This window comes from Paucibacter sp. KBW04 (genome assembly GCF_003852425.1).
Taxonomy (GTDB): Bacteria; Pseudomonadota; Gammaproteobacteria; order Burkholderiales; family Burkholderiaceae_C; genus Paucibacter_A.
This window is the reverse complement of the sequence record NZ_QAJN01000006.1, coordinates 68,646-88,995: the sequence shown is the minus strand read 5'-3', so window position 1 is coordinate 88,995 and position 20,350 is coordinate 68,646. Positions and strand designations below refer to the sequence as shown.

General features: G+C 66.0%; 15 protein-coding genes. 10 read left to right on the top strand and 5 right to left on the bottom strand.

Annotated features, from left to right (window positions below; translation table 11 throughout):
• Positions 1-6 precede the first annotated feature (6 nt).
• On the bottom strand, positions 7-663 hold the full coding sequence (locus DBR47_RS07870) for a response regulator transcription factor (RefSeq protein ID WP_124448710.1): 657 nt from the start codon (positions 661-663) through the stop codon (positions 7-9).
• Between the two features lie 153 nt (positions 664-816).
• Between DBR47_RS07870 and DBR47_RS07865 the strand changes: the two genes are divergently transcribed.
• The 4 genes from DBR47_RS07865 to DBR47_RS07850 all read left to right on the top strand — a co-directional run bounded on the left by DBR47_RS07865 (position 817) and on the right by DBR47_RS07850 (position 6,640).
• Positions 817-1,593 (top strand): chitinase, encoded by a 777-nt coding sequence (locus DBR47_RS07865; protein WP_124448708.1) that lies wholly within the window; start codon positions 817-819, stop codon positions 1,591-1,593.
• Positions 1,594-1,670: 77 nt separating this feature from the next.
• Positions 1,671-4,433, top strand: coding sequence for a TonB-dependent receptor (locus DBR47_RS07860; RefSeq protein WP_124448706.1), 2,763 nt, complete (start codon positions 1,671-1,673; stop codon positions 4,431-4,433).
• A gap of 68 nt (positions 4,434-4,501) precedes the next feature.
• Complete coding sequence (locus DBR47_RS07855) at positions 4,502-5,755, top strand: lactonase family protein (protein ID WP_197046931.1); 1,254 nt, start codon at positions 4,502-4,504, stop codon at positions 5,753-5,755.
• A gap of 102 nt (positions 5,756-5,857) precedes the next feature.
• Positions 5,858-6,640 carry a GntR family transcriptional regulator gene (locus DBR47_RS07850; protein WP_124448702.1) on the top strand — a complete coding sequence of 261 codons (783 nt, stop codon included), beginning with the start codon at positions 5,858-5,860 and terminating at the stop codon, positions 6,638-6,640.
• On the opposite strand, the gene DBR47_RS07845 is transcribed toward DBR47_RS07850, so the two are convergent.
• Both DBR47_RS07845 and DBR47_RS07840 read right to left on the bottom strand, forming a co-directional pair.
• Complete coding sequence (locus DBR47_RS07845; RefSeq protein WP_124448700.1) at positions 6,604-8,091, bottom strand: HAMP domain-containing sensor histidine kinase; 1,488 nt, start codon at positions 8,089-8,091, stop codon at positions 6,604-6,606. The genes DBR47_RS07850 and DBR47_RS07845 overlap by 37 nt on opposite strands.
• Positions 8,088-8,750, bottom strand: a complete 663-nt coding sequence (locus DBR47_RS07840; protein WP_124448698.1) for a response regulator transcription factor — start codon at positions 8,748-8,750, stop codon at positions 8,088-8,090. Before DBR47_RS07840 ends, DBR47_RS07845 begins: the two co-directional genes overlap by 4 nt.
• Positions 8,751-8,874: 124 nt before the next feature.
• On the opposite strand from DBR47_RS07840, the gene DBR47_RS07835 reads away from it, so the two are divergent.
• The 3 genes from DBR47_RS07835 to DBR47_RS07830 all read left to right on the top strand — a co-directional run bounded on the left by DBR47_RS07835 (position 8,875) and on the right by DBR47_RS07830 (position 13,395).
• Positions 8,875-11,688: a TonB-dependent receptor gene (locus DBR47_RS07835; protein ID WP_124448696.1), complete on the top strand. Its 2,814-nt coding sequence runs from the start codon at positions 8,875-8,877 to the stop codon at positions 11,686-11,688.
• A gap of 163 nt (positions 11,689-11,851) precedes the next feature.
• A complete protein-coding gene (locus DBR47_RS24555) occupies positions 11,852-12,010 on the top strand; it encodes a hypothetical protein (RefSeq protein WP_156089040.1) in 159 nt (52 codons plus the stop codon).
• Positions 12,007-13,395 (top strand): HAMP domain-containing sensor histidine kinase, encoded by a 1,389-nt coding sequence (locus DBR47_RS07830; protein ID WP_124448694.1) that lies wholly within the window; start codon positions 12,007-12,009, stop codon positions 13,393-13,395. Before DBR47_RS24555 ends, DBR47_RS07830 begins: the two co-directional genes overlap by 4 nt.
• A gap of 18 nt (positions 13,396-13,413) precedes the next feature.
• Here DBR47_RS07830 and DBR47_RS07825 read toward each other — a convergent pair whose 3' ends face one another.
• Complete coding sequence (locus DBR47_RS07825; protein WP_124448692.1) at positions 13,414-14,847, bottom strand: amidohydrolase family protein; 1,434 nt, start codon at positions 14,845-14,847, stop codon at positions 13,414-13,416.
• 2 nt (positions 14,848-14,849) lie between these two features.
• Complete coding sequence (locus tag DBR47_RS07820; RefSeq protein WP_124448690.1) at positions 14,850-16,226, bottom strand: alanine racemase; 1,377 nt, start codon at positions 16,224-16,226, stop codon at positions 14,850-14,852.
• A gap of 85 nt (positions 16,227-16,311) precedes the next feature.
• Here DBR47_RS07820 and DBR47_RS07815 point away from each other — a divergent pair, with 85 nt between their 5' ends.
• The 3 genes from DBR47_RS07815 to DBR47_RS07805 all read left to right on the top strand — a co-directional run bounded on the left by DBR47_RS07815 (position 16,312) and on the right by DBR47_RS07805 (position 20,350).
• A complete protein-coding gene (locus tag DBR47_RS07815) occupies positions 16,312-16,749 on the top strand; it encodes a RidA family protein (protein WP_124448688.1) in 438 nt (145 codons plus the stop codon).
• A 71-nt stretch (positions 16,750-16,820) separates the two neighbouring features.
• Positions 16,821-19,124, top strand: a complete 2,304-nt coding sequence (locus DBR47_RS07810) for a family 20 glycosylhydrolase (RefSeq protein WP_197046930.1) — start codon at positions 16,821-16,823, stop codon at positions 19,122-19,124.
• Positions 19,121-20,350 carry an ABC transporter substrate-binding protein gene (locus tag DBR47_RS07805; protein ID WP_124448684.1) on the top strand — a complete coding sequence of 410 codons (1,230 nt, stop codon included), beginning with the start codon at positions 19,121-19,123 and terminating at the stop codon, positions 20,348-20,350. The genes DBR47_RS07810 and DBR47_RS07805 overlap by 4 nt, the downstream gene beginning before the upstream one ends.

Below are 20,350 nucleotides of genomic sequence, written 5' to 3'. Positions count from 1 at the left end.
GCGGGCTCATTGCCGCTCCAGCACATAACCCACACCCCGGACGGTGCGGATATAGCCTTCGCCGATCTTCTTGCGCAGATTGAACATATGCACGTCCAGGGCATGGCCGTCGCTATGCGGCAGGGCGCGGCTTTCCAGCTCCCGCCGGGTCATCACCCGGTCGGAGAACTTCATCAGCGTCAGCAGCAGGGCAAATTCGGTGCGTGAAAGGCTGAGCGTTTCGCCCGCCCGCGTCAGCACCATGCGGCGCTCGTCCAGGGCCAGGTCCTTGGCCGTCCACAAAGCCACCTCGCCGCTCTCGCCATGGCTGCGTCTGAGTACCGCGCGCAGGCGTGCCAGCATCTCGGCGCCGACAAAGGGCTTGATCAGATAGTCGTCGGCGCCGCTGTCCAGGCCGTGCAGGCGATCCTCGATGCTGTCGCGTGCCGTGATGACGAGGATGGGCAGCTGCTTCTGGGCCGTGCGCAGCTGGCGCAGCAGGTCCAGGCCATTGCCATCTGGCAGGCCCAGGTCCAGCAAGACGGCGTCAAAGCTCTGCTCCTCGGTCCAGTAGCGCGCATCGCTCACGCGGCGAACCCAGACCACCTCGTGGCCACCGTCTTGCAGCAAGGACTGCAGGGAGCGCCCGAGCACCAAATCATCTTCGACCAAGCAGATCTTCATAGGCTGCGGACTGTATCGAGAGCGCAATTAAGGATGCCTTAAGACGGTCTTGAGTCGCCCTGAAGTGCCTTGCCTCGACAGTTGCTGCCAGTTGAGTACCAGCGTTCCGCAAGGGCTGGTCGGCAGAGAAACCAAGCAAGCGAGGGACGAGGTATGGGATTCAAGTTCAAGGGCATCACGCTGGCATTGGGAGGGCTTGTCTCCGCGCTCCTCTTGCAGGCATGCGGCAGCCCTTGGGGCCAGGGCGAGGCCGAAGCCGAGGCCAAACCCCAGTCCGGCGCCGAGTCTAGCCATAGCGCCCAATTCCATCTGAGCGAGGCGCAATTTGATCAGCTATTCCCGCAGCGCCTAGCCTTCTACCGCTACGAGGAGTTCATCGCCGCCCAGCGCAGCATGCCTGGCTTCGCCGGCACGGGTAGCGAGTTACTACGGAGGCAAGAGATGGCGGCTTTTTTGGCGCAGATCGGGCATGAGTCGGATGAGCTCAAGGCCCAGCGCGAGTACCGGGTCGAAAACCATGACAAGTACTGCCGCGAGCAGGAGCCCGGCGAGCGCTGCGCGCCCGGCCAGCAGTACTACGGTCGCGGGCCTATCCAGCTGTCCTGGAACTATCAGTACAAAAAAGCCGGCGAGGCCCTGGGGCTGGACCTCTGGGCCGATCCCGACCGCGTGGCCCGCGATGCCAAGGTGGCCTGGCAGACCGCCCTCTGGTACTGGATGACCCAGCCGGGCCCCAATATTCGCTCGGCCCATGCGGCCTTTGTGAATGGCGGTGGTTTCGGCGAAACCACCCGCAGCATCAACGGTGTTCTGGAATGCGACAAGCCCGCTGATGCCAATGTCCAGCGGCTGCTGCAGCGTCGCATTGATTTGTACCTGCGCGCGAGCGCGGTGCTGGGCGTTCCGCCGAGTGAGTCTTTGCGCTGCTGAGTCAGGCGCCCCCCGAAGTTTCATCACTGCAGTTTTTCCTTCCCGTCAAAACCGACAAGAGCCATTGGAGACCCGAGATGAAGATCCTGAAGAGAAGCAAGCCCTCGCAGCAAGCGAGCCCGCGCCCGGCCTTCATGCCCAGCGCCATCAGCCTGGCCGCCGCGGCCCTGCTGGGCCTGGCCCCTGCGGCTTGGGCCCAGAATGCCGCCGAGCCTGCCGAGGAGACCGACAAGCCCAAACAGGGCAGCAAGCACGATGGCAAGCATGAGCTCAAGGAACTGCCCCAGGTGACGGTGACGGCCACCCGCAGCAAGACCAGCTTGATGAAAACGCCGATCGCCGTCACCGCGATCAGCGCCGACGAATTGCTGCGCGACAACGTCAAGGAAGTGCGCAACCTCAGCGGCATGGTGCCCAATGTGCAGTTCGGGCTCTCGCCGGCCGACTCGGGCGTGGTGATGTCGATTCGTGGTGTGAGTTCCACCAATTTCACCGAGATTGGCGACCCGGCCGTGGGCATCCACGTCGATGGCATTTATTCGCCCCGGCCGCAGGGCGCCCTGGCCCTGATGTTTGATCTGGACGGCATCGAAGTCCTGCGCGGCGCCCAAGGCACACTGTTTGGCCGCAACTCCACCGCCGGCGTCATCAACATCAATCTGGCCAAGCCCGACTTCAAGTCCGACTACGGCTGGACTTCGGTGCAGCTGGGTAACTACAACGCCCGCCAGCTGCGCACCGTCTACAACAAGTCCTTTGGTGACAAGTTCGCGCTGCGGGGCGCTTTTGTCCGCGACACCCGTGACGGCTTCATCACCCAGGAGCGGGATATGACGGATCGCGGCTATCGCGTGTCCGACGGCAAGGGCGGCTTTGTGCTTACCCCCAACGGCAAGCCCGATGTGGATCAGCGTCTCAACCGTGTGCTCAAGCCCAGCGAGTACTACTACAACTCCAATCAATGGGCCGGCCGCCTGGCCGCGCGCTGGGCCATCGCGCCCGAGCTGGAGTGGCAAGCCTCCTTCGACCGGTTCCAGAACAATGGTGCGGGCGAGGTCTTGATGCGCGACTGCGAGATGGCCGCTGGCACGGCGCGCGCTTGTGGCCCCGAGGGGCAGTGGCATGCCAAGATCAATGTGCCTGGCAAGCTAGACATGACCATGGACAGCGTGCGCAGCCTGCTGACCTGGCGCGTTAATCCGGGTACCGATGTGCAGCTGCGCACCGGCTATTCGGTGCAAAGCCGCAGCCAGCATCAGGACAATGACGGCGGCTTACATGCCGTTGAAAGGGACATTTTTGTACTCGCAAATGGGGCGCTATCGGGGCCTATTCCAAACGTCACCGATGAAGCCGCATATGTCTTTGACTCGCGCTACAAGACGACCGTGCATGAACTGCAACTCAAACATGAAGCCAAGAATTGGCGAACCGTTGTTGGAGCCTTTTACATGGGGGAGCGAAATGCGATTGAGATGGGGCAGGATCAACTGGTAACTGTTGGGTGGCCTAACAATGCATTTCCACGTGCGCATTACTGGGATCAGACGGATCGACGCAACGAGTCCAAGGCCTTGTTTGCCCAGGGCGACCTGAGAATATTTGATCGTTGGACGGCGACTGCAGGCATTCGAATGACCCGCGACAGCCGGAGCGATGTCGCGGGGAAGTCGATCTACATGGACAACAGCGAGGTCCCTTGGTACTACAACGGCAAGTTCAAGCCTTATCCTCTCAGCCAAGGTATGCCGCATGACGGGACAGATCTCACTTTCGAGATGGGGCCGTTCGCAGGCGCCAGCGCGTTTCCTGCCATGGATGACTTGAACACGAAGTCAGAAAGCTACAAAAACACCAGCTATCGACTGGGTCTTCAATTCGACATAGATCAGAACCAAATGATCTTTGGCTCCCTCGCCACGGCGTACAGGCCGGGTGGATTTTCTGATCGTACGGATAGATGTGGCGGTGCATCGCAAACCTGCACATTTGCAAAGGACGAAGCAAATCGAATTTTCTATCGTGAGTACAAGCCTGAGCACACGAAGAATTTCGAGCTGGGCTACAAAGGGAGATTGCTCGATCGGACCCTGGACATAAGCTTGGTGGCGTTCAATACGGATTTCACTGATATGCATTACACCAATATGCACACCTATGGAGTTAGGAAATATAAAGACGGATATTGTGGTGCCTTGGTAGGTCAGGATGATTGCGTAGTGCGGGGGTGGATGACTCAGAATATCGGCGAATCGACAATTCGGGGCTTGGAACTGGAGTTCAAATCGCTCCCTTGGAGCGGTGGCCAGCTGTCAGGGTTCGCCTCATTCTTGGACGCCAAGATTAAACAGTGGGACACCTATGACGATGACTGGCTTTGCAATGACCGAGTTGGAGAGTTCGCTTGCCCGAACATAGTGGCAAACACACCTGGTGTTGATGTTCGTTGGGTAGGTTTACGGCAAGCGGATTTGAAGGGGAAGTCTCTCCCCAGGTCCCCCAAGTTCTCCTTTGCCCTGAACTACGCCCACGACTTTGGTCTGGGGCAAGACCTGACCCTGACGCCTTCCTTTGGCTACCGCTGGCAGAGCAAGATGTACTTCACGCCGCGCAATCTGGAGGATCCCAACTTCGGCGCTTTCCAGAAGGCCTATGGCAATCTGAATGCGGCGCTGAAGCTGGCGGGCAATAGCGGCAAATGGGATGTGGAGCTGTGGGGCACCAATCTGACCGACAACCTGGTCAAGACTTGGGTGGAACCGATCTCATCTGGACGTGGTGTTCGCGCTGGATTTGCGGCGCCGCGTATGTTTGGTCTGCGCGCCACCGTCAACTACTGAGCCGGCTCGCCGCGCATTCACGCCCGGGCTGCTACGCTCGCCCACCTTGGGTTCAATCAAGCGCTGGGATGAAGAACGTGAAGAGTGGCGATGGTGGCTTGCCCGCCGTGCCTGAAGGCAGCCATCAAAAGGAGATCGAGGTGTTGAATCGACGCCGATTGCTGCAAGGCGCGGCGGCCTTGCCTTGTTTGGGGGGCGGCGCCATGGCCGAGGCTTCGGTGCCGCTCGCCGCTGTGAGCGGCTCGTTGGGCTTGGCCTTGATCGGCGGCTATGCGCCCGAGGCGCAGGGCATTCAAAGCCTTCGCTATTCAATCGATGAGGCGCAGGGAGGCTTGGGCTTGCTAGGCCCTGCGCGCCTCGCCGCGGCCAACGCCCACAGCCCCAGCTGGCTAACGCTCTCGCCCGACGGGCGGCGCCTGTACGCCGTCAACGAGCATGAGAACTTTGAGGGGCGACGCAGTGGCTCGATCAGCAGCTATGCGATCGAAGCCGATGCTGAAGCACCCTTGCGGCATTTGTCCACCGTGGCCTCGGGCGGTGCGGGGCCGGTGCATCTGAGCCTGCATCCGGGCGGCCGCCATGCATTTGTGGCGAACTATGGCTCGGGCCATATCGCGGTGCTGCCCTTGGCGGGCGATGGCCGCTTGGCGGCAGCCAGCCAGATTGAGGCTGCGCCTGGAGTGGCGGCCGGGCCGGCGCCGCATGCGCATATGGCCTTGGCCGACCCCAGCGGGCACTTTGTGCTGGCAACCGATCTGGGCCTGAATCTCCTCAGCTGCTGGCGTTTTGATGCTGCGAGCGGGCGCTTGCTGCTGGCACAGCGTCTGCAACTGGCGGCCGGCAGCGGGCCCCGGCATCTGGCCTTCCACCCGCGGCTGGCTGGGCAGCTTTATTTGCTCAATGAACAAAGTTCGACCCTGCAATGGCTGAGTCTGGATGCGGACAGTGGGCGGCTGCAGCCACGGGCCAGCCTGAGCAGTTTGCCGCCGGGTTTTGCCGGCCGCAGCTATGCCTCCGACCTCCTGCTCAGCCGCGACGGCCGGCAGCTTTATGCGCTCAATCGCCTGCACGACTCCATCGCCATCTTTGCCTTGGAGGCCGATGGCCGCCCGCGTTGGCAGGCTGAGGTGTGGGCGCAGGGCTCTTACCCGCGCAGCTTTGCGTTTGACGCTGCGCAGCGGCGGCTGTTCGTCTGCAATCAGCGCAGCGACCATGTGGCCGTGTTTGAGCGCGATGCCCGCGATGGTGGGCTGCGCTTTGGCGGGCAGTTCATCGCCACGCCCAGCCCGGCTTGCATCGTGCTTGTGCCGCCGCCTCTGTGAGCTTGGGGCGTTCGGGGCTTTAGCCATTCTTAAGCCAATCTTTTTCTCGGCTTGAAACTCGCCCTGCATAGTCAGGGCCAGTGATCAGAGGGGAGTGTGGCGATGGCGTCCAGCAGCGGTTTTGCAAGCACGGGCAGCGGCTTGAGTGGCGCGCCGAAATCTTTTGGGGCGCGGGCCGAAGCCGCGGTGCGTGAGCCGCGCATGCCGCTCTATCTGAGTTTGGCGCAACGCCTCAATCAGGACTTGCGCCAGGGCCGCTGGTCTGGCCTGGACGCCTTGCCCTCGGAGCGAGCGCTGTCTTGCATGATGGCCGTCTCGCGAGAGACGGCTTGCAAGGCCTTGAACGTCTTGCGCGAACGCGGCTTGCTGACGCGACGCCAGGGTTCGGGCAGTTATGTGACGGCCGCCGCCTTGGGCGCGCAAGCGCCGCTGCTCACCCAGGCAGCGCCCGCCTTGCCCCAGGTCTTGCACAGGGCCCAGGCGGACGAGCTCCTCGCCCTGGGGCTGAGCGCAGGCAGCCAGGTGATACGCCGCCGCCTTCTGCATCTCCAAGGCCCGCATGCCATGTCGGAGCTGTGTCTCAGCAGCTTGCCCTTCAGGCCCGACGGCCCGATGTTGCCGCCGGCCTTGGCTGAGCTGAGTGACCTGGGTGCTTGGTTTGAGGCGCAGGGCCTGGGCCCCACCCGCCTGCTGCAAAGAGTGGGGGTGCAGGCCGCCAGCGCCGAGCAAGCCGAGGCCTTGGCTGTGCCGCCGGGCACGGCGCTCTTGCACATTCTGCAGATTCGCTACAGCGCCGCCGGTCAGGCCTTGGAGCTGTGCCAGCGCTATCGCTGCGGTGAGGCGGCGATCTACAGCGCCGAGCTTCGCCGGAACCTGAAACCCTGAATCCCGCGCCGCAGGCTTCGGGCTGGGTGCGCAGCCTGCGAGCCTTGCGCGACGATGCCCTGCTCTGCCTGGCAAGGCAGTCGCACCGTCACCGTCAGGCCGCGACCCTGCGGACCCGAGTCCAGTGTGACGGTGCCGCCATGCTGGGCCGCCGCCCGCTCCGCGATGGACAAGCCCAGGCCACTGCCCGGTTGTTCCTGCCCGGCCAGGCGGTAAAAGCGCTCAAACACCCGCTGTCTTTGCTCGGGCGGGATGCCCGGCCCCTGGTCGCTGACGCATAGCAACCAGCCAGGTTCCTCGCCTTCTGTGTCAGCTCTCAGGCTGATCTTCACCCAGCCGCCTTCGCGGGCGTACTGGATGGCGTTGTCGACCAGGTTGTCGATCAGGGAGCACAGGGTTTCGCGGTGCAGCAGCAGCGGGCAGTGCTCGGGCGCGTCCAGCTCCAGCTCCATGCCCTGCTTATGGGCCAGCGGCTCCAGCAGGGCCAGACGCTGGCGCAAGAGGGCGCTGAGGTCTTGCTCGCGCAGCTGCTGCTCCAGCAGGTCGGCGCGCGAACGGGCCAGGGCCAGCAACTGAGCGGCCATATGGGTGGCCCGCTCCACGCCTTCGCGCAGGCGCTGCTGGATGGCAACGCGGGCCTCGGGGCTGCTGCAGCCCAGCAGGCTCTCGCCATTCATCTGCACCACGGCCAGCGGCGTTTTCAACTCATGGGCGGCGTCCTGCAAAAATTCTCGCTCGCGGTCCAGGCCTTCCTGCAGGCGCTGCATCAGGCGGTTGACGGCGCGCACCACCGGGCTCAACTCGGCATAGGGCGATTCGGGCAAGGGGGTCAGGTCTTGCACCGAGCGGTGCTCGATCTGCGCGCCGATATCGCGCAGCGGCGCCAGGCCGCGGCGCACCAGCAGCAGGGCCGGCAGCAGCAGAAAGGGCAGGCAGTAAAGCAGGGGGCGTAAGAAATAGGCCAGGCCACCCAGAGAGAGGAACCAGCCGCCCCAAATTTCTTGGTCGCGCCGCAGCTCCAGGCGGCCGCCGCTGGCATCGTCCAGGCGGGCCGGCCCGCTGAGCCGGTGGCTGACCCAGCCTTCCGGCGTCGGGCTGTCCAGGCCTTTGCCGGCCTCGCTGCTGAAGATCTGCCGGCCGTCCAACCAAATCTGCAGATGCACGCCGGGCGGCAGGTCATGGGTGTCTTTGTAGGCCTCGCGTGTGATCGCCTCCGTGCCATTGAGATAGGCGGGCAGGTTCACTTTCTGCAGGTCCAGATGCTGCAAGGTGAGCAAGGTTTTTTCATTGATACGGCGGTTCCACACCTCGGCGCCCCTGGCATGGTTGTGGCGCAGGTTGTAGACCTCGTAGGCCAGCAGGCCCAGCCAGGCCACCAGCATGACGCCGGAGAAACCCAGCAGCAGTCGCCGCAGCAAGCTGCGTTGGCGCCAGTTGATGAACACGTTCATTCGCTCTCCAGCGTGTAGCCAATGCCGCGCACGGTGCGCACATAGCCCTCACCGATTTTCTTGCGCAGATTGAAGATGTGCACATCAAGCGCCTGGCCTTCGCTATGGGGCAGGGCGCGTGCTTCCAGCTCGCTGCGCGTCAGCACCCGTTCTGCATAGCGCATCAAGGTGCGCATCAAGGCGAACTCGGTTTTAGACAGATGAATCTGCTGCCCCTTGCGGCTCAGCGTCATGCGCGCGTCGTCCAGCAGCAGGTCTTTGCAGGTCCAGCGATTGCTGCCGGCGTCTTCCGACCAGCGGCCCGCCCGTCGCGCCACCGCACGCAGGCGCGCCAACAGCTCGGCCGTGATGAAGGGTTTGAGCACATAGTCGTCCGCCCCCAGGTCCAGCCCGGTCAGTCGATCTTCGATGCTATCCCTGGCGGTGATGACGAGGATGGGCAGACGCAAACCTTCCGCCCGCCAATGCCGCAAGGCATTGAGCCCATCGCCGTCGGGCAGGCTGAGGTCCAGCAGCAAGGCGTCAAAGCTGTCCTCGCGCAGCCAATGTCGGGCGTCGATCAGGCGTCGTACCCAGACCACTTCATGACCGGCATCCTGCAGGGCGGATTGCAGGGAGCGCCCCAGCGCCAGGTCATCTTCCACTATGCATACCTTCATGGCTGCGCAGTCTACGTGAGAGGCTCTTAAAGAAAGATTAAGAAAGCCTTTAAGGGTTCTGAATCCACCGGCGAGACAGTAGCTACCAGTTCAACACCAGTGAAACGACCCGGAGACAAAAACTATGAATCGTTCCTATCCGTCAAACTTCGCAGTTAGTAAAACGACCATCGCCATCCTCAGTCTTGCAGCGGCTGCCGCGGCACAGGCGCAGACCGCGCCGGCGGCCAGCACGCCGCCCAAGGCCTCTGAGGCGCAACAGCTGGAGACCGTGGTGGTCACCGGCATCCGCGCCTCGCAGGAGAAGTCGCTCAAGGTCAAGCGCAATGCCGATCATCATGTGGACGTCATCAGCGCCGAAGACATCGGCAAGATGCCGGACAAAAACGTGGCCGACTCCCTGGCCCGCATTCCGGGCGTCAACGTCAGCAATGCGGTCTCCGGTGAGGGTGGCTTTGACGAGAGCGATCGCGTCGGCCTGCGCGGCACCGACCCCAGCCTGACCCAGACCTTGATCAACGGCCATAGCGTGGCCAATGGCGACTGGTTTGTCTTGAGCCAGTTCGGCTCGGCCGCCGGCCGCAGCGTCAGCTTCGCCTTGCTGCCCTCCTCGCTGGTGAGCCAGCTGGTGGTGAGCAAGGCGCCTGAAGCCGCCCAGGTCGAGGGCGGCACCACAGGCTCGGTCAACATCATCACCCGCAAGCCGCTGGACTTCAGCAAGTCCATGACGGTCGAGGCCTCTATCGGTGCGGTGCATTCTCAGCTGGCCGGCAAGACCGACCCGCAGCTCAGCGGTCTGTTCGCTTTCAAGAACGAGGCCAAGACCTTTGGCGCGCTGCTGCAGGCCTTCAGCGAGGAGCGCCATCTGCGCCGTGATGGCGTCGAAACGCTGAGTTATGAACAGATCAAGCCGGGCAGCGCCATCGCGCTGACCAATCCCGATCTGGCGGGCGTCTACTACCCACGCTCCATCGGCACCAGCTTGTTCCAGCAGGAGCGCAAGCGCGTCGGCGGCTTGCTGGAGCTGCAGCTGCGGCCCAGCCAGGATGTGGAGCTGGGGCTCTCGGCCTTCACCTCGCAGATGGACGCCAAAAACTACAACAACAACTATCTGGTGATGGGCAATGACATCCTTGGTCAGGGCAGCGGCCAGGCGCCACTGCCGGGCTATGTCATTCAGCAAGCCGGCGGCATCAAGACCTTGGTCGAGGCCAAGTTTGCGCCGGTGGCCGGAAAGAAGTATGGCGAGGTGGACCCCATCTCGCGCCCCGACTCCAAGGCCAGCGCCAACTTCGTCAACCTGGACGGCAAGTGGCGGGTCAACCAGGCCCTAAGCCTGAGCGGCAAGCTGGGCAGCTCCAAGGGCCAGGGCGAGACCGTGTCCCAGAATGTATTCCAGCTGGACTCTATCGGCGGCGGTGCGGCCTGGAAGCTCAAGGGTGCCGACACCGCGCCCGAGTTCAATATTGGCTACAACCCGAGCAAGAACGAAGGTTGGCAGTTCGGCTGGATCTGGGGCGAGCAGAAGATGGTCGTCAAGGACAGCGAGAGCTGGGGCCAAGTGGATGGCGAGTACGCTTTCGAGAGCGGCCCGCTGACCTTGCTCAAGTTCGGCGTTCGCCATGCCCAGCATGAGCGCGACTCCGGCCGCATCGTCGGCCAGGGCCCGCAGTGCTCGGATGGCTCGTCCTTCGATACGGACAAGTATCCGAACAGCTATGGCTGCTCCGATGCCAAGCTGTCGCCGAAGAACCCGGCGAATATTCCGGCGCAAGGCCAGTTCTACCCCGGCAACTATGGCTCTGGCTTGGGCACGGGTTTCCCGACTCAGGTCGCCTACTTCACCCCCGAGCAGCTGGCCAGCCTGGCCAAGTTCGCACGCCGCGAGCTGCCCCTCCGCCGTGACTGGACCAAGGAGTATAAGGTCGAGGAAAGCACGACGGCCGCCTATCTGCAAGGCCATCTGGAAGGCAAGGGTTGGTCCAGCGTGCTGGGTCTGCGCGCGGTTCGCACGCAGTCCAGTGCCAGCTATGCCGATGCGGCCCTGGCCAGCACACCGGGCGCCGACACCAGCTCCGCCTTCGGCCCCTTCCTGCCTACCACCAGCGATCGCAGCTACACCGACTTTCTGCCCAGCGCCAGCCTCAAGCTGGACCTGAGCCGCGAGCTGGTGGCGCGCTTCTCGCTGGCGCGCACCATGACCCGGGCGGACTACAGCGCCTTGTCCGGCGCGGTCAGCCTCAGCCGGCCCAGCAAGGCGGGCGATGTGGGCAGTGGCTCGGGCGGCAACCCCTATCTGGACCCGGTGCGTTCCACCAATCTGGATGCCAACTTGGAGTGGTACTTTGCGCCCCGTGCTGTTGCCTCGGCCGGCTTGTTCTATATGAATATGGACAGCTATATCGGCCTGGGTAGCAGCACCCGCAAGTACCAGACCGAGTACCGGGATGCCGACGGCAAGCTCTTGGGCACCGGCCTCAACGACTATCTGCTGACCATCCCGGTCAATATGAAGGCCAAGGTGAAGGGCTTGGAGACGGCCTTTGAGATGCCCTTGTTTGGCAACTTCGGTATCAACGCCAACTACACCTATACCGATGCCGCCGACGAGAAAGGCCATGCCTTGCGCGGTGCGGCCAAGCACACCTTCGGTATCGGTGGCTATTTCGAGACCGAGAGCTGGAGCTTGCGCAGCAACTACGCGCACCGTTCGGAAATGTATGTGGGTCAGGACCGCGGGCTGGACTTCAATCAGCAAGCCGGCGGGGTCTGGTCGGCCTCGCTGGGCTACAAGCTGAACGAGAACTTCTCCTTCAGCCTGGATGGGCAGAACCTCAACGACCCGGTGCTCAAGTACTACGCCCTGAACGACCAGCAGCCGCGCTCCATCTACAAGAACGGCCGCCAGTTCTATCTGACCGCAAGGATCAAGTACTGATCGCAGGCGCTTAGCCCGCTAGGCCCGCTTGCGGGCAAGCAAAAGAAACGGCGCGGGCAACCGCGCCGTTTGCTTTGGGGCAGGCCTCTCTGGCCAGGCTTCCACAAGCCGCTTCAATGGCTTGTTAAGACATTCTTAACGCGTCAATCGTTAGAGTCCTGCCATGCGAATTTGCTTGCTTGAAAAAGATCTGGCGCTGGGCCGCTCGCTGCAGGCCTTGTTGCTCAACATCGCACATGAGGCGACGTGTTTGCGCCGCAAGATCGGCGAAGGCGATATCCGCACCGTGTGTGGCGTGGCTTTTCTGGTCGAGCGGCATTGAGCACCCAAGCGTCGGCACCGGCTCAGCGCTCGCTGTTTCGCCGCAGCATGGGCGCGGTGTTCGGCGTTTTGTTCCTCACCTGGCTGGCCCTGGTGGCGCGCGAGCTGATCGACATCAGCCTCTTGCAGGTGCGTAACGGCCAGGCCGAGAACGCGCTTTGGGCCGGGCTCTCCCTGGACCGGGCGCGCGAGACGGCCGAGCAGCCCGAGGCCTTGCGGCAGGCGCTGGAGCGCTTGGACGGCTTGCGTGACCAGGAGTGGCGGCAAAAAGGCTACCGCCCGCCCTTTCGTCTGCTGCAGGTGCTGCGGCGCGATCAGTTGCTGGCCGAGTTGCAGCCCGATCTGGCCGGGCGCGACCGCGTCCTGCCGCAGGAGGACCGCGCTGGCGAGGACTCGCATTGGTTGTATGTGGAGCTGCGCGATGATGCGCGCGAGCTGGTGGTGCGGCGTTGGCAGGAGCGCCCGGGCGACTGGCATTTCAGCCTGGCTGGCCTGAGCTATTTCGCCCGCCCCTTGCTCTATGCCTTGCCCCTGCTGGTGCTGCCGCTGTGGCTGCTGTTTCGCCTCGGCTTTGCGCCCTTGCAGCGCATGGGCAGCCTGATCTCGCAGCGCTCGGCGCAAGACCTGACCCCCTTGCCGCCCACGCCATATCAAGAGCTGGCGCCCCTGGTCAACGCGGTGAATTCCTTGATGCTGCGCTTGCAGCAGCGCATGGAGCGCGAGCATGAGTTTTTGGTGGATGCGGCGCATGAGTTGAAGACGCCGCTGGCCGTTGTGCAGCTGGGCGCCGAGGCCCTGGAGCGGGGCGACGCCGGCTCCCGCCAGGAGGCTTGTGAGCGCCTGCGCCAGGGCGTGCAGCGCGCCACCCACACGGTGCACCAGTTGCTGGCCCTGGCCCGTTCCGGCGCGGACGCGCTGGAGCTGAGCAAGTACCCGCACGATCTGGTCGAGCTGCTGCGGGACCGCATCGCCCTGTCCAGCGGCTTGGCCGTGCGTCGCCATATCGAGCTGGAGCTGGACTCACCCGAGCATCTGCTGATGTGGCTGAACCGCGAGTCCATGGGCAGCTTGATCGACAACCTAGTGGACAACGCCATCAAGTACTCGCCCGATGGTGGCCATGTCTTCATCAGCCTGAGCCAGGAGCCCGGGGCATTTGTGCTGCGGGTCAGCGACCAGGGCGCGGGCATCCCGGCCGAGCTGAGGGCGCGGGTGTTCGAGCGCTTTGTGCGCCTGGACGCCGCGCGCTGCCACGGCAGCGGCCTGGGCCTGACCATCGTCGAGCGTGCGGCCGGCCAGCATGGGGCCGAGGTGCGCTTGATGGACGGGCCGGGCGGCCGGGGCCTGAGCGTGGTGGTGAGCTTTCCCGAACGCATGGGCGGCTGAGGGCGGCCCACCCGCTGCTCATTCCCGACTCAGCACCCGCCCGGCACGCGCAAGCGGGCGGCCGCGCTCCCAGGCGGCTTGGCCATTCACCCACACCGCCTCCAGGCCGATGGCGGGCAGGGTGGGCTGGGCATAGTCGGCACGGTCGGTGAAGCGTTCGGGGTCGAAGAGCACGAGATCGGCGGCCGCCCCGGCGCGCAAGACACCGCGGTCCTTCAAACCAAAGCGTTGCGCCGTCAGGCCGCTCATTTTGTGCACCGCCTGCTCCAGGCTGAGCAGGCCGCGTTCGCGCCCGTAGTGGGCCCAGACGCGCGGGAAGGCGCCCCACAGCCGCGGGTGGGGGAAGCGGTCATGCGGCAGGCCGTCCGATCCGATCATGGTCAGGGGGTGGGCGAGGATGCGGCTGACATCCTCCTCCTGCATCTGGAAGTAGCAGGCACCGCCGGGCTGCAGCCGCGCCACCGCCTCGGGCTCGCTGCAGGCCCAGTCGCTGGCGATGTCTTGCAGCCAGCGGCCTGCCAGCTCGGGATGGGCCTCGGACCAGGTCAGGCGTATGGGCGTGAGCCCATCGGCCAGGTCTTCGCGCAGCACCGTGGAGCCGGCCAGATAGGGATAGACATCCAGACCCAAGGCCTGGCGCTCGGCCAGGCGCTCGATCAAGGCCAGGGTTTGCAGGCTGTGGCCCCATTGCTTGCGGCCGGCGCATTTGTGATGCGAGATCACCAGGGGCAGGCCGGCCTTGTGGGCGCAGTCGGCGGCCTCCTGGATGGCGGCCATGACGCCGGCCATCTCGTCGCGCAGATGCACGGCGTAGACCCCGCCATGCCGGGCCGCCACCCGCGCCAGCGCCAGCAGCTCGGTCGCATCGGCCGCCGCGGCCGGCGCGTAAAACGTGCCCGAGGAAAGCCCCATCGCGCCCTCCGCCAGGGCCTGGTCCAAGAGGGCACACATGGTCGCACGTTCGGCCGCCGTGGCCGCACGCCCAAGCTCGCTCACGCAGCGCAGGCGCAGCGCCGTGTGGCCCACCAGGGCCAGGGCATTGACGGCGGGTTGGGCCGCCTGCACGGCGGCCCGCCAGGCGGTGAAGCTGGGGTAGCGGAACTGCTCGCGCGCCAGCAGATTCAGGGGCGGCGGCGGCTCGGAGCTGAGCAAGGGCAGCAGCGAGATGCCGCAATTGCCGGTGACCACGGTGCAGACGCCCTGGCTCAGCTTGGGGCGCATTTCAGGCGTGGTGATCAGGGCCGCGTCGTCGTGGCTGTGTGCATCGATAAATCCCGGCGCCAGCACCATGCCTGTGCAGTCGCGCCGGGGGAGGCTCGCATCCAACTCGCGGTGCAGCTCGGTGCCCAGGGCCGCGATGCGATCACCGCGCAGCAGCAGGTCGCCGCGCCAGGCCGGTGTGGCCCCGCTGCCATCGACGATCAAGGCCTGGTGCAGCAGCAGCTCAGGCATGCTCAGCTGAACTGGGTGGTAATGGCCTCGACCACCCGGTCCTCATCGTCGACCACCGCCATCCAAGCCCATTTGTCAAAAGTGGTGCAGGGGTGCGAAGGCCCCAGGACCACGCGCTCGCCCACGGCCGGGCCCGCGCAGGCGGCCGGGTCCCAGCGCAGATACGCGTGTTGATCGTTCAGGCCGGTGATGGCCCAGCCCGCAGGTGCGGGCAAGCGTGCGGCCTGCTCATCGTCCAAAGGTCTGGGCAAGTGCCAGACGGGCAAGGGCCAGCCTTGATCAAACGAGACATCGCGGCGGCCCGCGTTCAAAAGTGCCAAACCGGGTTCGGGGCAGGACAGCACCTCGGTCCAGACCTCCAGCGCCGCCTGCAGCTGCGGCCCGCCCAAGAGGGTGTGGCGCATGCGCGCATCGATCGCCTGGCCCATGCGCGCGTACAAGCCATGGTCGTGGCAGATATAGCAGCCGGAGCGCAGCAGGCCCAGGCGCAGCGGCCGGCCTGCCTGGGTTTCGCCCTCGCCCTCGTCCTCATCCTCATGCTCACCCGCCAAGACCGGCGCCACCAGATCAAACAGGGCGGAGCCGCCGGCGCTGAGCCAAAGTGGCTGGGCCTCCGCTTCCAGCAATTGCTCGGCCTCGATGGCGGCCAGCAAGGTCTCAACCCGCGCCTGCCAATGCTGCATCAGGGCCTGGTCCGCAGCAATCTCACCTTGCAGCTCCAGGCCCTCGTAAAAAGCCAGGCCGCGCAGGCGCAAGGCCGGGTGTTTTTGCAGGCGCCGCGCCAGCGCCAGCGCCGGGCCGTGCTCGCGCACGCCGCAGCGCGAGCTGCCCAGCTCGATCAGCACATCCAGCCTCGCCTCACCGGCCGCCGCCGCACCCAGCCGCTGCCAATGGCCGGCCAGCAGATCGAGCTGGGCCAGGGAGTCCACGAAGAAGGCCAGCTCCAGGCCCGGGTGGCGATGCCGCAGGTCCAGCAACTCGGCCAGATCGGTCCGGCTCAGCAACTGGTTGGCCAGCAGGGCGCGGCGCAGGCCGGGCTCGCCGGGCATGGACAGGCCCAGGCGCAGCTGGTGCACATTGGCAAAGCTCAGGCCCCAGGCGCCGGCCGCCAGCTGGCGCTGAAAGAGCTGCGGGCTCATCGTCGTCTTGCCATGCGGCGCCAGATGCACACCCTGGCTGTGGGCAAAGCTCTGCATCCAGGCGATGTTGTGGCTCAAGGCGGACTGCCTCAGCACGGCCAGGGGCAGGGGCAGGTCTTGCCCGCGCAGGGTCCAGGCCTGCTGGCCAACTTCGGCCAAGGGCAGGGGGGCATGCAAGGCCGGAAAGCCTTTCAACCAGGGGCCCAGATAGCCGGGGCGAGGGGAGTTGGGGTCGCTCATGCCGCCATCATCGCAAAGCCAATCTGAAGACTGTCTAAAGGCCAGGGCTTGCGCAAACGCCGGCCCGGCCAGAGACTGCGCGCCCATGAATACACAGCCCCCCACCCAGCCCCCCAAGCAGCCCTCGCTGCTGGTCCAGCTCGGCGTCCCGCCCACGGCCAGTGACCAGCAGCCCCGTCCTCTATCGCCCGCGGTGCGGGCCGGGGATTTCATCTATGTCTCCGGCCAGGTGCCGGTGGATGCCGAGGGGCAGATCGTCCCCGGCGGCATCGAGGCCCAGACGCGCCAGGTCATGGCCCAGATCCAGTCCATCTTGGCGCTGGCCGGCGCCACGCTGGACGATGTTTGCAAGACCACCGTTTGGCTGGAGGACGCGCGCGACTTCGGCGCCTTCAACCGGGTCTATATGGGCTACTTCCCGCAGGGCAAGCCGGCTCGCTCCACGGTGGAGGCGCGCCTGATGATCCCGGCCAAGGTGGAGATCGATGTGGTGGCCTACCGGCCCCTGGCAGCTCGCCTCTGAGGCCCCGTCTTGAGCCGGCCTTAAGCTGGGCTTGAGGTTCGCCCAAGCTGAGCCGGGACAAGATGAGCCGCATGTCTTTCTCCCTTGATCTTGCGGCCGATCTCGCCACCCAGCCCGCTGTGCTGCCCTCGTTTCTTTCTTCGACCCTGTGGCCTTTGCCGCTGGCCCTGGATGTTAGGCCCGGGCCCGGCCCGGCCTTGCTGGGCTTGCAAGGCCTGGCCGAGCTGCCCGAGCAGCCCCTGGGCTTGCGCGATTTGGCCCAGGCCCTGCTGCCCGAGGCCGATCGCTACGGCCCAGGCGCTGGGCGGGCGGCCCGGCTGTCGCTCAGCCTGGGGGCGCAGGCGGGCCCCTCTTGGCCCGCCCTGGGTGATAAGGAATCCTTTCGCCTGCGCCTGCGCCTGAGCGAGCGCGTGGTGCAGCTGCGGGCCGAGACAGCGGCCGGCGCCCGCCATGGTCTGCATGCCTTGTCTCAGCTCTGGCATGCGGCCCGCAGCGCCGGTGCCACGGGCTTGCCGGCGCTCTTGATCGAGGACGCGCCGCTCTACCCCTGGCGCGGCCTCTTGGTCGATGTGGCGCGGCGGCCCCTGCCCATGGACGCGCTCTTGCGCCTGCTCGACACCATGGCCGCGGCGCGCCTGAATGTCTTGCACTGGCATCTGTGTGATGACCAGGCCTGGCGCCTGGCCTCCGAGCGCTTCCCGCGTTTGCAGGCCTGCGCCGACGGCGGCTTCCACTACAGCTTGGCGCAGGCCCGCCACTTGGTCAGCGAGGCGGCCGCGCGTGGCATTCGTGTGCTGCCGGAGCTGGACCTGCCGGGCCATTGCTGGGCCCTGGGCCTGGCCTATCCCGAGCTGCTATGCCCGCCCGCGCCGACGCGGCCGCAGCGCGGCTTTGGCGTCTTCCCCTGCGCGGTCGATCCTTTGAACGAGGCGCTCTATGCCTTTCTCGATGGCTTGCTGGGCGAGTGGGCGACGGTGTTCCCCGATCGCTATCTGCACCTGGGCGGCGATGAGCTGGCGCCGCAGGCCTGGGAGGCCCTGGCGGCGTCGCGGGGCCTGAGCCTGGCGCAGCTGCAGTCGCACTATCTGGGCCGCGTGGGCGCCCTGCTGCAGCGCCACGGCCGCCGCTTGGTGGCCTGGGACGAGCTGGGTGAGGCCCAAGCGCCCCTGCCGGCTGGCAGCGTCTTGCAAGCCTGGCGGGGGGAGGGCGCTTTGCGTCAAGTCGTGCGCGGTGCGCAGGGGCGGCTGCGCAGCGCCGGCTATTACCTGGACCAGGCCCATGCCGCGGCCTATCACTGGCGCCGTCGCCCGCAAGCGCCCGCTCAAGCTCGCCCGCCCGAGCCCGGCACGGCCTGGGCCCTGCAAGCCCAGCTGGGCGCCTGGCAGTTGCAAGGCCGCTGCTGGCCCGAAGGCCGCCACGGGCCGCGCCTGTGGCTGCGCAGCAGCGGCACCTTGATCGAGGGCCTGGCGCCGCAGCGAGTCAGGGACCCGGCCTGCCAATGGCGTCTGCTTTGCGATAGCGATCTGGGCGAGCTGGAGCTTTGGGGCCCGGGCCTGGAGGCGCTGGGCAAGGACGAGGCGGGCGCCTGGCTGCGCCTGGGCAATCTGCGCCTGCCCTGCGTCTGGCGCGCCCTGGGCGAGCAGGCGGCCGAGGACTGGCCGAGTGCCCTCTTGCAGCCCGGCGATTTGCCGGTGCTGGGCGGCGAGGCGGCCCTGTGGTCCGAGCTGATCGAGGCCCCGCAGCTGGACCTGCGCTGCGGCAGCGGTCTGCTGGCCGTGGCCGAACGGCTGTGGCGCGACCCGGTGGTGGAGGAGGCCAGCCTGGCCGCCTTGCCCACCCGCCTGGCGGCGGCCCAGTCTTGGTTGCAAGCCTGCGGGCGCCTGGCTGCCGAGCCCGCCGCCGATCTATTTCAAATCCTGGCCCCTGCCGAGCCTGCAGCCCTGCGCGCCCTGGCCCTGTGGCTGGAGCCCGGCGCGGGCTATGCGCGCCAGCACGCCAAGAAGCTGCGCGACGCCTACTCGCTGGACGAACCCTTGAACCGCTTGGCCGACGCCTTGCCCAGTGAGAGCCCGCTGATGGCCCAGCTGGGCGATTCCCCCAGCGCCTGGTTGGCCGCCTTGCAGCAGCTGCGCCAGGCCTTGCCGGGCTGGCAAAGCCTGCCGGTGGCACCGCGCTTGTTGGCGCGGCTGGACGGCCTGGCCCGGCTGGTCCAAGCCCTGTGGGCCGAGGCCGGGCCGATGTTAAAAGGCCATGCCATCGCCGCGCAAGCCTGTCTGCACGAGGGCGCGGCCCTGGTCGATGAAATGGTGCCCGCCTTGGTGAACCCGTTGCAGCGCCGTTTGGATGCTCGCCGCGAACCGGGGGCCGGGCTATGAGGGCTTGCCGCGCCTTGATCTTGAGCCTGGCTGCCGCCAGCGCAAGCAGCCAAGCCCAGGAGCGGGAGCTGGAGCTGTTGCATTGGTGGACCGCGGGCAGCGAGGCCGCCATGGTGGGCGAGTTGCGCCAGCGTGCCCTCAAGGCCGGCCTGCCCTTGAAGGCCTCGGCGGTGGCCGGGGCCTCGAACGCGAACACGGTTTTGAAGACCCGCTTTCTCTCCGGCCAGCCGCCCGCGCTGGCCCAGACCGACAAGTCCGTGCGGGTCTGGGGCGAGGCCGTGCCCCTGGCCGATCTGGGGCCGGCGGTGGCGCTCGCTTTTGCCGATCTGCCTCATGCGGTGGCGGCTGAGCTGCGCTACGAAAAGCGCCCGGTGGCCGTGCCCCTGAATGTGCACCGGCTCAATATGCTGTGGAGCAATCTGCGCCTGCTGCGTGAGCAAGGCCTGGCCGTGCCCAGCGATTGGGACGCCTTCCACCGCACGGCTGCGGCTCTGCAGCAGCGCGGCGTGCTGCCCCTGGCCATCGGCAGTTCGGCGGGGCAGAAGCTCAGCCTCTTCGTCGGGGTGGTGCTGGGTCGAGCCGGGCGAGATTTTTTTGAGCGTGCCCTCGTCCAGGCCGATCCGCGCCTGCTGCAAGGTGAGCAGATGCGTGGCCTGCTGGCCGAGTTCCGCCGCCTCAAACGCTATACCGACAGCGGCCAGGTCAGCCGCGACTGGGCCGGAGCTACCGCCCTGCTGCTGCAGGGCAAGGCGGCGTTTCAGCTGAGCGGCGACTGGGTCAACGGCGAGTTCCAGAAAGCCGGCTGGCAGGTCGGGCAGGACTATGACTGCAGCCCCGCGCCCGGCCATGGCCGCCTGCATTACTTCGAGTTCGACCGGCTGATCTTCTTCGCCACGCCCGAGCCGGCGCAGGCCGAGCAGCAGCGGCGCCTGGCGAGCCTGCTCTTGCAGCCCCAGGCCTCCAGCCGCCTGGCCCAGCTCAAGGGCGGCATTCCGGTGCGGCGCGACGCGGGCCTGGAGGGCTTCAACGCCTGCGCCCAGCAGTCGGCCGAGGACTTCCGCGCCGGCGATGCGCGTGGCCAGCTGGTGTTGGCCCTGAGCGCTCGCTTGGGAGAGAGTGCTTACGGCGGCATGCGCGATGTGCTCTCGGCCTTCTGGGCCAGCGAGCGCATGACGGCCGAGCAGGCACAAAAGCGTTTGGCGCAGGCCTTGACGGCGCGCGATTGA